At 72.2% G+C, this 13,380-nt stretch carries 10 protein-coding genes; all 10 read left to right on the top strand.

Features of this window, described 5'->3' with window-relative positions:
- Positions 1-1,885, top strand: a 1,885-nt coding sequence (locus N798_RS14045) for a peptidoglycan D,D-transpeptidase FtsI family protein (RefSeq protein ID WP_332258226.1), incomplete at its 5' end; no start/stop codon positions are given.
- Between the two features lie 11 nt (positions 1,886-1,896).
- Positions 1,897-3,474: a UDP-N-acetylmuramoyl-L-alanyl-D-glutamate--2,6-diaminopimelate ligase gene (locus N798_RS14050; RefSeq protein ID WP_052117373.1), complete on the top strand. Its 1,578-nt coding sequence runs from the start codon at positions 1,897-1,899 to the stop codon at positions 3,472-3,474.
- On the top strand, positions 3,471-4,886 hold the full coding sequence (locus N798_RS14055; RefSeq protein ID WP_035949526.1) for a UDP-N-acetylmuramoyl-tripeptide--D-alanyl-D-alanine ligase: 1,416 nt from the start codon (positions 3,471-3,473) through the stop codon (positions 4,884-4,886). The genes N798_RS14050 and N798_RS14055 overlap by 4 nt, the downstream gene beginning before the upstream one ends.
- Positions 4,883-5,965, top strand: a complete 1,083-nt coding sequence (gene mraY / locus N798_RS14060) for a phospho-N-acetylmuramoyl-pentapeptide-transferase (RefSeq protein WP_035949528.1) — start codon at positions 4,883-4,885, stop codon at positions 5,963-5,965. The genes N798_RS14055 and mraY overlap by 4 nt, the downstream gene beginning before the upstream one ends.
- Positions 5,962-7,452, top strand: coding sequence for a UDP-N-acetylmuramoyl-L-alanine--D-glutamate ligase (gene murD, locus N798_RS14065; protein WP_035949530.1), 1,491 nt, complete (start codon positions 5,962-5,964; stop codon positions 7,450-7,452). Before mraY ends, murD begins: the two co-directional genes overlap by 4 nt.
- 4 nt (positions 7,453-7,456) lie before the next feature.
- Entirely contained in the window at positions 7,457-8,704 is a 1,248-nt protein-coding gene (gene ftsW, locus N798_RS14070; protein WP_188450477.1) for a putative lipid II flippase FtsW, read from the top strand.
- The gene (gene murG / locus N798_RS14075) at positions 8,701-9,807 is read left to right on the top strand and encodes an undecaprenyldiphospho-muramoylpentapeptide beta-N-acetylglucosaminyltransferase (RefSeq protein ID WP_035949535.1); all 1,107 of its coding nucleotides are present in this window, start codon (positions 8,701-8,703) and stop codon (positions 9,805-9,807) included. The genes ftsW and murG overlap by 4 nt, the downstream gene beginning before the upstream one ends.
- 95 nt (positions 9,808-9,902) lie before the next feature.
- Positions 9,903-11,255, top strand: a complete 1,353-nt coding sequence (murC, locus tag N798_RS14080) for a UDP-N-acetylmuramate--L-alanine ligase (protein ID WP_371870459.1) — start codon at positions 9,903-9,905, stop codon at positions 11,253-11,255.
- A 5-nt stretch (positions 11,256-11,260) separates the two neighbouring features.
- The gene (locus N798_RS14085; protein ID WP_229708846.1) at positions 11,261-12,028 is read left to right on the top strand and encodes a cell division protein FtsQ/DivIB; all 768 of its coding nucleotides are present in this window, start codon (positions 11,261-11,263) and stop codon (positions 12,026-12,028) included.
- Positions 12,029-12,283: 255 nt separating this feature from the next.
- The coding region (gene ftsZ, locus N798_RS14090) for a cell division protein FtsZ (RefSeq protein ID WP_035949546.1) at positions 12,284-13,380 on the top strand (1,097 nt) is incomplete at its 3' end.

The following is a 13,380-nucleotide window of genomic DNA, read 5'->3' on the forward strand; positions in this document are numbered from 1 at the left end:
CGGGTCGAGGGGTGGCCCGCCGCGCCGTCCCCCGGCGCGGCGCACGCCTCCCCGTTCGCCGGGCAACCCGCGCCGGCGGATGCGTGGCATGACGGTGGGCGTGCTCTTCGTCTTCAGCATCTTCGCGGCCCAGCTGCTGCGCATCCAAGGCTTCGACTCCTCGGCCGTCGCCGCGCAGGCGCTCGAGCAGCGCACGGAGAAGGTCGTCATCCCCGCGCTCCGCGGCAAGATCGTCTCCTCCGACGGCGTCGTGCTGGCGTCGAGCCGGGCCCGCGAGACCGTCGTCGCCGACCCGACCGCGGTCTGCACCTACAAGCAGAAGAACAAGAAGACCTGCGACCCGGCGACGAGCTCCACCGCCGTCGACCTCGCCGCCACGGCCCTCGCGCCCCTGCTGGGCCGGACGACCTCGGACCTGCGCGCCAAGCTCACCGGCTCGGGCCGCTACCAGGTGCTCGACCGCAAGGTGAGCCCGCTGACGTGGCGCAAGATCGCCGACCTCGGCATCCCCGGCATCTACCGCGACTCGGCCGAGGCGGTGCCCGAGCGCGTCTACCCGCAGGGGCCGAACTCCGCCTCGCTCGTCGGCTTCGTCACCAACGACGGTGCGGCCGGCGGCGGCCTCGAGTCGATGATGGACAAGGCGCTCAAGGGCAAGGCCGGCTACTCCGTCTTCGAGAAGGCGCCCGACGGCTCGAAGATCCCCGGCGGCCGCCAGGGCGGTGTCAGGGCCGACGACGGCCAGGACGTCACGCTCACCGTGAACTCCAACATCCAGTGGTACGCCCAGAACGCTCTCGCCCAGCAGATGGCCAAGATGGGAGCGCAGTCCGGCACGGCCGTCGTCATGAACGCCAAGACGTCCAAGATCCTCGCGCTGGCGTCCTACCCGACCTACGACCCCAACGACATCGGCAGCGCCAAGGGCAGCCTCGTCAACAAGGCGCTCAACGACGTCTTCGAGCCCGGGTCGACCGCCAAGGTCATGACCGTCGCCGCCGCGCTCGAGGAGAAGACGGTGACGCCGGGCCAGCCGGTCATCATCCCCAACCGGATGCAGCGCTTCGACGCGAGCTTCAAGGACAGCCACGACCACCCGACCCTCTACCGCACGGTCTCCGGCACCCTCGCCGAGTCGAGCAACATCGGGACGATCCTCATCGGCGAGACCCTCGAGCCCAAGAAGCTCGAGGAGTACTACCGCAAGTTCGGCCTCGGCTCGAAGTCGGGCATGGGCTTCCCCGGTGAGTCCGCCGGTCTGCTCGCCCCGGCAGAGAAGTGGAACGGCACCCAGCGCTCGACGGTGATGTTCGGGCAGGGTTTGTCGGTCACAGCCATCCAGGCGGCCTCGGTCTACCAGACGATCGCCAACGGCGGCGTGCGCATGACGCCCTCGCTCGTCGAGGGGACGACGGCCGAGGACGGCACCTTCACCAAGGCCGGGGTCAAGCCGGGCACCCGCGTCGTGTCGCAGGACACCGCGACCAAGGTCAACGCGATGCTCGAGGGCGTCGTGTCCAAGGAGGGCACCGCGCCGCAGGCCCAGATCCCCGGCTACCGCGTCGCCGGCAAGACCGGCACCGCCGACTTCTACGACTCCCGCCTCGGCAAGTACAGCGGCAAGACCGCGAGCTTCATCGGCTACGCGCCGGCCGACGACCCCGAGCTCGTCGTCGCCGTCATCCTGCAGCGCCCGAGCGCGAGCATCTACGGCGGCACGGTTGCGGCGCCGGTCTTCCACGACGTCATGACCTACGCACTCCAGGAGCTCAAGGTGCCGCCCACGGGGACGACCAAGCAGGCGATCACCCTCTCGGTGAGCCCCGAGGAGGCTGCGGCCAACCCGGACACGCTGCGTGACGGAGCACGTCGGGGCTCCAAGTAGTCTGACTGGTCGTGCCCGCACCCCGACCCGCGTCCCGTGACAGCGCAAGCCTTCGTGAGCTCGCGCTGCTCGTCGGCGCATCCCTGGAGAACTCGGCCGACGTCGGCGTCACGGGAGTGACCCTCGACTCGCGCGCCGTCCAACCCGGTGACCTGTATGCCGCCCTGCCGGGGGCTCGTGTCCACGGCGCCGACTTCGCGGCGCAGGCCGCCGGTGCGGGTGCCGCGGCGGTCCTCACCGACGCCGACGGCGTCGCGCGCATGCGCGACGCCGGTGTGTCCCTGCCGGTGGTCGTCGTCGAGTCGCCCCGCGCCGTGCTCGGAGCGATCTCGGCCCGGGTCTACGACACGACCGACCAGGCCCTGACCATGGTCGGCATCACCGGGACCAACGGCAAGACGACGACGGCATACCTCGTCGCGAGCGCGCTGGGAGTCCTCGGGCACCGCACCGGTCTCATCGGGACCGTCGAGACGCGGATCGGGGACGAGCACGTCAAGAGCGTCCGCACCACGCCGGAGGCGACCGACCTGCACGCGATCCTCGCGGTCATGGAGGAGCGAGACACCGACACCTGCGTCATGGAGGTGTCGAGCCACGCGCTGAGCCAGCACCGGGTCGACGGCGTCGTCTACGACCTTGCCCTCTTCACCAACCTCTCGCAGGACCACCTCGACTTCCACGCCGACATGGAGGACTACTTCGGCGCCAAGGCGCTGCTCTTCACCCCGGAGCACGCCCTGCGCGGCCTCGTCTGCGTCGACGACGTGTGGGGCCTGCGGCTGGTCGAGCGTTCGGGTGTCCCGGTGACGACGCTGACGACGCTGCCCGACCGCGAGGCCGACTGGACGGTCGCGGTCGACACCGAGGACCCGTCGCGGTTCGTGCTGCGCGGCGAGGGGATCGAGCTCGACCTGCGCTCCGCACTGCCAGGCGACTTCAACGTCGCCAACACGGCCATGGCGGCCGTCGCGCTGCTCCTGCTCGGAGAGGAGACCGACGCGGTCGGCCGCGCCATCCTCACCGACCCGCACGTACCCGGACGGATGGAGCGGGTCGCCTCCCCGGTCGAGGGGGAGGACCTCCTCGCCGTCGTCGACTACGCCCACACCCCCGACGCCGTCGAGGCCGCGCTCGCCGCGCTCCGCCCCGCGACGCCCGGCCGGCTCGTCGTCGTCCTCGGTGCCGGCGGCGACCGCGACCGCGGCAAGAGGCACGGCATGGGACGAGCCGCGGCGGGCATCGCCGACGCCGTCGTCGTCACCGACGACAACCCCCGCGGCGAGGACCCCGCCTCGATCCGCGCCGCCGTCATCGAGGGAGCACGGTCCGTCGGGTCCGACGCCGTGCTCGTCGAGGTCGGTGGCCGGCGCGACGCCATCCGCGAGGCCGTGCGCCTCGCCCGCGAGGGTGGGCCCGGGTCGGCCGTCGCCGTCGTCGGCAAGGGCCACGAGACCGGGCAGGAGGTCGGGGGGGTCGTGCACCCGTTCGACGACCGTGACGAGCTCCGGGCCGCACTCGCCGGCACCGACGACGTGAGCGCCCCCGGCCCTGCCGACGCCGGGACCATCTCCGAGGAGACGTCGTGATCGCCCTGTCGCTCACCGAGATCGAGACCATCACCGGTGGCACGATCTCGGGGCTCGCCCCTGAGGACCAGGTACCGCTCATCAGCGGGTCGGTCGTCACCGACTCACGGGAGGCCGAGCCGGGCAGCCTCTACGTCGCCCGCATCGGCGAGTCGATGGACGGCCACCGCTTCGTCGGGGCCGCTCGCGACAACGGCGCGGTCGCCGCCCTGACGAGCCGTCCCGTCGACGACCTGCCGTGCGTCGTCGTGGACGACGTCCAGGCCGCCTTCGTCGCCATCTCGCGCGCCGTCATCGACCGTGCCACCGACCTCACCGTCATCGGCATCACCGGGTCGTCGGGCAAGACGAGCACCAAGGACCTCCTGGGCACGGTGCTCGCCTCCGCCGCCCCGACGATCGCACCCGTCGGCTCCTACAACTCCGAGGTCGGGGTGCCGCTCACCGTCACCCGCGTCACCGACGAGACCCGCTTCCTCGTCGTCGAGATGGGCGCCCGCGGGATCGGGCACATCGACTACCTCACCCGCATCGCGCCGCCGCGGATCGGCGTCGTCCTCAACGTCGGCACCGCGCACGTCGGCGAGTTCGGCTCGCGGGAGGCCATCGGCCGGGCCAAGTCCGAGCTCGTGCAGGCCCTGCCCGAGGACGGCGTGGCCGTCCTCAACGCCGACGACCCCGTCGTCCGCGGCATGGCCGACGTGACGTCCGCCCGCGTCGTCCTCGTCGGCGAGGCGGCGGACGCGACCGTGCGCGCCGAGGACGTCCGGGTGGGCCCCGACGGCCGGGCGACCTTCCGCGCGGTCACGCCGGGTGGAGAGGCCGAGGTCGCGCTGCGGCTCGTCGGCCGCCACCACGTCGGCAACGCGCTCGCCGTCCTCGCCGTCGCCCTCGAGTGCGGGCTCGCGCTCGACGACGCCGCGGCCGCGGTCGCCGGCGCCGGTGTCGTGAGCCGCTGGCGCATGGAGGTCACCGAGCGTGACGACGGCGTCACCGTCGTCAACGACGCCTACAACGCCAACCCCGACTCGATGCGCGCCGCCCTCGCCGCTCTCGAGGTCATGGGGGAGGGTCGCCGGACGTGGGCCGTCCTGGGCTCCATGCTCGAGCTCGGCGACGAGTCCGACAGCGACCATGCCGAGGTGGGCGAGGAGGCCCAGCGCCGCAGTGTCGACGAGCTCGTCGTCGTCGGCGAGACCGCCCGCCCGATGGCCGACATCGCGCCCGTCGACGGCACCCGCATCCGTTGGGTCGAGGACGCCGACGCGGCCGAGGCGCTGCTTCGCGCCGAACTCGCCCCGCCCGACGTCGTGTTGTTCAAGTCGAGCCGCGACGCAGGTCTACGGTGGCTCGGAGACAGACTCACGACCACCGACCCGACCGACGACACCACCTTGGAGGACACCCCGTGAAGGCCGTGCTCGTCGCTGCGGTGGTCAGCCTCGTCGTCGCGCTGTTCGGCACCCCGATGTTCATCAAGGTGCTCGTCCGGCGCGGCTACGGCCAGTTCATCCGCGACGACGGACCCACGTCCCACCACACGAAGCGCGGCACGCCGACGATGGGCGGCGCGGTCATCGTCGCGGCGACCATCACGGCATACGGGATGGCCCACCTCGCGTTCTGGACGGCTCCGAGCTGGAGCGGGGTGCTCGTCCTCTTCCTCATGGCGGGGCTGGGCCTCGTCGGCTTCCTCGACGACTACATCAAGATCAGCAAGCAGCGCAGCCTCGGGCTCAGGTCCAAGCAGAAGCTCTTCGGGCAGGGCCTCGTCGGCGTCGTCTTCGCGATCCTCGCGCTGCAGTTCCCCAACGACTCCGGACGCACGCCCGCCTCGACGAAGATCTCGTTCGTCCGCGACACCAACCTCGACCTCGCCTTCGCCGGGACGATCGTCGGCGTCCTGCTCTTCATCCTCTTCGCCAACGTCATCATCGCCGGCACGAGCAACGGGGTGAACCTCACCGACGGCCTCGACGGCCTCGCCACCGGCGCCTCGGTGATGACCTTCGCGGCCTACGTCCTCATCGGCATCTGGCAGTTCAACCAGAACTGCCAGACCAACGCCGGCATCAAGTGCTACGAGGTGCGCGACCCGCTCGACCTCGCCATCGTCGCGGCGGCGGCGATGGGGGCGTGCTTCGGCTTCCTCTGGTGGAACGGCTCGCCCGCCAAGATCTTCATGGGCGACACCGGCTCGCTCGCGCTCGGCGGCCTCCTCGCCGGCCTCGCGATCGTCACCCGCACCGAGTTCCTCGTCGTCATCCTCGGCGGCCTCTTCGTCACGATCACGCTCTCGGTCATCATCCAGGTGGCCTCCTTCAAGTCGACCGGCAAGCGCGTCTTCCGGATGGCGCCGCTCCAGCACCACTTCGAGCTCCTCGGCTGGCAGGAGGTCACGATCGTCATCCGCTTCTGGATCATCGCCGGCCTCTTCGTCGCGTTCGGGCTCGGCCTCTTCTACGCCGAGTGGGTCGTGGGCGCGGCATGAGCGAGTCCATCGACCGTCGGCTCGAGGGGCTCACCTCCCGCGAGGCCGACTGGGCGGGTCTGCGCGTCCTCGTCGCCGGGCTCGGCGTGAGCGGCTTCGCCGCCGCCGACGCCCTCCTCGAGCGTGGCGCGCACGTCGTCGTCGTCGAGGGAGCCGAGCGTGACTCGACCCCGGCGATGTCGGAGCGGGCTCGCATCCTCGAGATCCTCGACGCCGAGCTCCGCTTCGGTCCCGACCACGTGACCCGGATGCCGTCCGACCCCGTCGACCTCGTCGTCACCTCCCCGGGGTGGGCGCCCACGCAGCCGCTGCTCGCGGCGGCGGCCGAGGCCGGGGTCGCCATCTGGGGCGAGGTCGAGCTCGCCTGGCGCATGCGGCCGCGCGAGGGAGCCGCGCCGTGGCTCACCGTCACCGGGACCAACGGCAAGACGACGACGGTGCAGATGCTCACCTCGATCCTGCGGGCCGCGGGCGAGCGCGCTATCAGCGCGGGCAACGTGGGCACCCCGATCCTCGAGGCGGTCATGGACCCGCAGCCGTTCGACGCCATCGCCGTCGAGCTCTCGAGCTTCCAGCTCCACTGGTCTGACTCGATCCGGCCGCAGGCGTCCGCCTGCCTCAACGTCGCGCCCGACCACGTCGACTGGCACGGCGGCTACGACGCCTACCTCGCCGCCAAGGGCAAGGTCTACGAGGGCACCGAGCGCGCCTGCGTCTACAACGTCGACGACCCGCAGACCGAGCGGCTCGTCGAGGAGGCCGACGTGCAGGAGGGGTGCCGGGCGATCGGCTTCACCCTCGGCACGCCCGCGCCGTCGATGCTCGGCGTCGTCGGCGACGTCCTCGCCGACCGCGCGTTCGTCGAGCAGCGCCGTCACGCCGCCGCGGAGCTCGCCTCGGTGGAGGACCTGCGCGGGGACGCGCCGGACGTGCCGCCCCACCTCGTCGCCAACGCCCTTGCGGCCGCCGCACTCGCCCGTGCCCACGGCGTCGAGCCGGGCGCGGTGCGTGCCGGGCTGCGCGCGTTCAGGCCCGAGGCCCACCGCATCGCCCACGTCGCGACGATCGGCGACGTCCGCTTCGTCGACGACTCCAAGGCCACGAACCCGCACGCGGCCGCGGCCTCGCTCACGGCGTACGAGCACGTCGTCTGGGTCGCGGGCGGCCTCCTCAAGGGGGCCGAGGTCGACGACCTCGTGCGCTCGGCGGCCACCCGGCTGCGGGGCGTCGTGCTCCTCGGCCGCGACCGCACGGTCATCGCCGAGGCGCTTGCCCGACACGCGCCCGATGTCCCCGTCGTCGACGTCCCCGACACGGACACTGGGACCATGGACCGCGTCGTCAGCGAAGCCGCGTCGCTCGCCCAGCCGGGTGACGTCGTGCTCCTCGCGCCCGCCGCCGCGTCCATGGACATGTTCGTCAACTACGGCGCACGTGGAGACGCCTTCGCCGAGGCGGTGCTCCGCCGCGCGGCCCCTGGGGAGTGAGTCAGTGAGCAGCACGACCGGTTCGAGCACGGAGCGCGGCTTCGGCGCCGTGCCCACGTGGCTCGAGCGACTCGACCGGCCGGTGACGACCTACTACGTCCTCGTCGGCGTCACCTCGGTGCTCGTCGGCTTCGGCCTCATCATGGTGCTGTCCGCGTCGACGGTGTCCTCGCTCCAGGCGACCGACTCGGGCTCGGCCTACTCCATCGTCATCAGCCAGATGGTCTTCGCGCTCATCGGCGGCGTCGCGCTCCTCATCGCCTCGCGGCTCTCGGTCACGGCGTGGAAGCGGCTCACGCTGCCGCTCCTCGGCGCCGGCCTCGTGCTCCAGGCCCTCGTCTTCACGCCGCTCGGCGTCGACGTCAAGGGCAACCGCAACTGGCTCGACTTCGGCTTCTTCTCGATGCAGCCCTCGGAGCTGCTCAAGGTCGGGCTCGCCCTCAGCGGTGGCCTCATCCTCTCGGCCAAGCGCAAGCAGCTCGGCAGCGTCGCGCACGCCCTCGTGCCCTATGTCGCGCCCATCGCGATGCTCGCCATCGGCCTCGTCCTCCTCGGTCACGACCTCGGCACCGTCCTCGTCATGTCGGCCGTCGTCGGTGGCGTGCTCTTCACCGCCGGTGTGCCCGGGCGCTGGTTCGCGCTCGCCGCGGGCGCGTTCGCCGCCATCGCGGTGACGTTCGTCATCACGAGCCCCAACCGGCTCGGGCGCTTCGACGTCTGGCTCGGGCGTGACACCGACCAGTTCGGTCCGGCCCGCCAGTCGATCCACGGCCGCTATGCCCTCGCCGACGGCGGGTGGACGGGCGTGGGGCTCGGCCAGTCGCGGGAGAAGTGGGAGTGGCTCTCCGAGCCGCACAACGACTTCATCTTCGCGATCATCGGCGAGGAGCTCGGCCTTCCGGGCACGATCATGGTCCTCGCGCTCTTCGTCGTCCTCGCGCTCGCCTGCTACCGGCTCGTCATGCGCTCCTCCGACTTCTTCGTCCGCGTGGCCACCGCCGGCATCATGAGCTGGATCATCGTCCAGGCGATGATCAACGTCGGTGCCGTCATCGGGCTGCTCCCGGTCATCGGCGTCCCGCTGCCCCTCGTCTCCTCAGGTGGCAGCTCCCTCGTGACGACGATGCTCGCGCTCGGCATCCTGCTCTCGTTCGCCCGCGCCGAACCGGGCTGCGCCAAGGCCCTCGCCGGACGCCCCTCGCTCGTCAAGCGCTCCTTCGCCGTCCTGCCGAAGCGGCGGTCGAACCGATGAGCCCGGCATCGTCCGTCGGCTCGGTGCTGCTCGCGGGAGGCGGCACCGCCGGGCACGTCTCGCCGCTCCTCGCGCTCGCCGACTGCCTGCGCCGACGTGAGCCCGATGTGCGCATCGTCGCCCTCGGCACGGCCGAGGGCCTCGAGGCACGCCTCGTCCCCGCTCGCGGCTACGACCTCGAGGTCGTCCCCAAGGTGCCCATGCCCCGGCGTCCGTCGGCGGACCTGCTCCGCCTGCCCGGCTCCCTGCGCCGAGCCGTGGCCGCGGCCGACGCAGCGATCACGTCATCGGGTGCGCGCGTCGTCGTCGGCTTCGGCGGCTACGTCGCGACTCCCGCCTACCTCGCGGCGCGACGACGCGGCATACCCGTCGTCATCCACGAGCAGAACGCCCGACCCGGCCTGGCCAACAGGCTCGGCGCGCGCTTCGCGAAGCACGTCGCCGTGACCTTCGCCGGCACGCCGCTGCCGGGGGCCACCGTGACCGGTATGCCGTTGCGCCGGGAGATCGCGCTGCTCGACCGGCGCGCCAGCCGCGCCGAGGCGCTTGCGGCCTTCGGGCTCGACCCACAGTGGCCGACCGTCCTCGTCACGGGCGGGTCCCTCGGCGCCCAGCGCATCAACGAGGCGTTCCGCACCGCCATGGGCTCCCTGAGGGCCGCCGGGGTCCAGGTCCTCCACGTCACGGGTGTGGGCAAGGAGTTCCCCGTCGACGAGGGCGACGCCGGCGCGCCCTACGTCGTCGTCCCCTACGCCGACCGCATGGAGCTCGCCTACGCCGCGGCCGACGTCGTCGTCGCACGCTCCGGGGCCAACACCGTCTGCGAGCTCACGGCCGTCGGGCTTCCCGCGGCCTACGTCCCCCTGCCCGTCGGCAACGGCGAGCAGCGGCTCAACGCGCAGTCTGTCGTCTCCGCCGGTGGTGGCCTGCTCGTCGACGACGCCGACCTCACCGCGGGCTGGATCGAGTCGACCCTCGTGCCGCTGCTGCGCGACGCCTCACGGCTGGGCGAGATGGCTGCCGCCGCCGCCTCGGTCGGCGAGCGCGACGGTGACGAGCTCCTCGCCGACCTCGTGGCCGACGCCGCCTCCGGGGGGTCGTGACCGTGGCGCGCAACCCCCGGTTCGACTTCACGAGCGAGGTCCCCGGGCTCGAGACGCTGGGTCGGGTCCACCTCGTCGCCATCGGCGGCGCCGGCATGTCCGCGGTGGCGCGGATCCTCCTCGCTCGTGGTGTCGAGGTGAGCGGCTCCGATGCCAAGGACAGCCCGGTCCTCGACACCCTGCGCGGGCTCGGTGCCCATGTCGTCGTCGGCCACGACCCGGCCAACGTCGAGGGCGTCGACACCGTCGTCATCTCGTCGGCCATCCCCGAGTCCAACGTCGAGCTCGCCACCGCCCGCGACGCCGGGTGCCTCGTCCTGCACCGCGCGCAAGGCCTCGCCGCGACCATGAAGGACGCGCGCCCGGCCGCGGTCGCCGGCGCCAACGGCAAGACGACGACGACCTCGATGCTCACCGTCGCGCTCCAGCACGCCGGCCTCGACCCGTCCTTCGCCTCCGGCGGCGAGCTCACCGGACAGGGCACCAACGCCGAGTGGACCGACGGAGACGTGTTCGTCGTCGAGGCCGACGAGAGCGACGGGTCGTTCCTCGTCTACCGCCCCGAGGTCGCGGTCGTCACCAACGTCCAACCCGACCACCTCGACTTCTACGGCACGTTCGAGGCCGTCCAGGAGGCGTACGCAGAGTTCGTCGCCTCACTGCGTCCCGGCGGCCTCCTCGTCGCGTGTGCCGACGACGCGGGCTCGGCCCGGCTGGCGGCCCGCGCCGCATCGTCGGGCACCCGGGTGCTCACCTATGGCTTCACCCCGGCCGCGGACCTCCGGCTGTCCGACCACCGCCCCGACGCCGAGGGCATCGGCACGACGACGACGCTGCACCTGCCCGGTGGGGGAGAGGAGACACTCCGACTTCGCACGCCCGGGGCGCACAACGCCCTCAACGCGGCCGCGGCCCTGCTCGCCGCCACCGAGGGCTTCGCTGCCGACCGAGCGCTCGTCCTCGAGGGGCTCGCCGTCTTCGACGGTGCTCGCCGCAGGTTCGAGGTCCGCGGAGAGGTCCGCGGGGTCACGGTCGTCGACGACTACGCCCACAACCCCGGCAAGGTCGCGGCCGTCGTCTCGACCGCCGCCGAGATCGCCGCACGCCGCGGCGGCCGCCTCCACGTCGCGTTCCAGCCCCACCTCTACTCGCGCACGCGCGACTTCGCCGAGGGCTTCGCCGCCGGCCTGGCTCCGGCCGACACGGTCGCCCTGCTCGACGTCTACGGTGCACGCGAGCAGCCGATGGAAGGCGTGACCAGCGAGCTCGTCGCCAGCCCCTTGCGTGGGCTGCCCGGGCAGCGGACGGTGAGGGTCGGGGGCACCTTCGAGGACGTCGCGTCAGCCATCGCGGCGCAGGCCGCGGCCGGCGACCTCGTCCTCACCGTCGGCGCGGGTGACGTCACCGAGCTCGCAGCCCAGGTGCTCTCGGCGCTGGGGAAGGGGTGAACGGCGTGAGTGCCCCGACGCGCCATCCGCAGGCCGACCCGAGGTTCCGCGAACGCGCCCTCCAGCGCCGTCGCCGGCCATGGCTGCGGGTGCTGTGGACCTTCGTCGCGGTGGCCGTCGTGGCGGGCCTTGCCTGGGTCGTCCTCTTCAGCCCCGTCCTCGCGGTGCGGTCGGTGGAGGTCACCGGGGTCTCCGGGGCCGACCGGGCGGCCGTGACCGACCTCGTCCGCGTTCCCTCGGGCACGCCTCTGGCTCGAGTCGACGTCGAGGCCGTCGAGCAGCGGGTGCGCACCCGCAGTACGGTCGCCGAGGTCTCCGTCGAGCGTGGTTGGCCCTCGACCCTGCGGGTGCGGACCGTGTCCCGCGCGCCTGCGCTCGTGCTCCGCAACCCTCAGGGTCAACTCGAGGTTGTGGATGCGACGGGCATCTCGTACGAGACGGTGCGGACCCCGCCGCCCGGGGTGCCTCTCGTCCGTGCGGCATCCTCGAAGGGCACGACCAAGGAGGCGCTCGAGGCTGCGCTCTCGATGGTGCAGGTCCTGCCCCCGGACCTCGGGCGCCAGGTGTCCGCGATCGAGGTGAGCACGGCCAACCTCGTGTCCTTCACCCTCGGCGGCACCGAGGTCGTGTGGGGCGGCGCCGACGACGCGCCCCGCAAGCTCGCGATCCTGCGTGCCCTGCTCCCGACGAAGCCCGAGGTCATCGACGTGAGCGCCCCGGACACGCCCGTCACCCGAGGCGGTCCGTCTCCGTCCGCGTCGCCGTCGCGTTGACGCGACGCCACGTGACTCCTGTGGCTGGTGGGGGTGGTGTGACCGTCGTGACGGGGGTGGGCAAGAATGGTTCGGACACGGTCGCGACACGCCCGCGCGCTCGTTGCATGACGCCCCCTCGCCGCCTAGCGTCGCTTCATCGGGTCGTGACCAAACCGTGACTCTTGACCTCACGTCGAGGCTTCGTCGCAGGTGGGCGGGTCGACACCATCGAACGACAGCACGAACTCAGCACTCTCAGGGAAGGCCCACACCGTGGCAACACCACAGAACTACTTGGCCGTCATCAAGGTCGTCGGCATCGGTGGAGGTGGTGTCAACGCCATCAACCGCATGATCGAGGTCGGGCTCAAGGGTGTCGAGTTCATCGCGATCAACACCGACGCCCAGGCACTGCTCATGAGCGACGCCGACGTCAAGCTCGACGTCGGCCGCGAGCTGACCCGCGGTCTCGGCGCCGGCGCTGACCCCGAGGTCGGCAAGAAAGCTGCCGAGGACCACGCGGAGGAGATCGAGGAGGTGCTCAAGGGCGCCGACATGGTCTTCGTCACCGCGGGTGAAGGTGGCGGCACCGGCACCGGTGGCGCCCCCGTCGTCGCGCGCATCGCCAAGGGCCTCGGCGCCCTGACGATCGGTGTCGTCACGCGTCCCTTCACCTTCGAGGGCCGCCGCCGCGCCAACCAGGCCGAGTCCGGCATCGGCAACCTCCGCGAGGAGGTCGACACCCTCATCGTCATCCCCAACGACCGGCTGCTGTCGATCAGCGACCGCGCGGTCTCGATGCTCGACGCGTTCCGCAGCGCCGACCAGGTCCTGCTCTCGGGTGTCCAGGGCATCACCGACCTCATCACGACGCCCGGCCTCATCAACCTCGACTTCGCCGACGTCAAGTCCGTCATGCAGGGCGCCGGCTCGGCGCTCATGGGCATCGGCTCGGCCCGCGGCGAGGACCGCGCGGTCCAGGCCGCCGAGCTGGCGATCTCGAGCCCGCTCCTCGAGGCGAGCATCGACGGCGCCCACGGGGTGCTGCTCTCGATCCAGGGCGGCAGCGACCTCGGCCTCTTCGAGATCAACGAGGCCGCCCGCCTCGTTCAGGAGGCCGCGCACCCAGAGGCCAACATCATCTTCGGTGCGGTCATCGACGACGCCCTCGGCGACGAGGTGCGGGTCACGGTCATCGCGGCCGGGTTCGACGGGGGCACCCCGGCCAAGCGCCCCGACGAGCGCGGCATCGGGAGCATCCAGGGTCCGAGCAAGGCACAGCAGGCCGCGGCCCAGGCCCCGCAGTCTCAGCCGGCCGCGCCCGCGGCCCCGCGCCCGGCGGTCTCGCCGAACGGTCACGGCGGCGAGCC

The organism is Knoellia flava TL1 (assembly GCF_000768675.1).
In the GTDB taxonomy this organism is placed as follows: Bacteria; Actinomycetota; Actinomycetes; order Actinomycetales; family Dermatophilaceae; genus Knoellia; species Knoellia flava.

Coding starts and splice junctions, on each gene's coding strand:
- murC (WP_371870459.1), top strand. CDS start 9,903: ATGTCCGCGGTGGCGCGGATCCTCCTCGCTCGTGGTGTCGAGGTGAGC.
- murD (WP_035949530.1), top strand. CDS start 5,962: ATGAGCGAGTCCATCGACCGTCGGCTCGAGGGGCTCACCTCCCGCGAG.
- murG (WP_035949535.1), top strand. CDS start 8,701: ATGAGCCCGGCATCGTCCGTCGGCTCGGTGCTGCTCGCGGGAGGCGGC.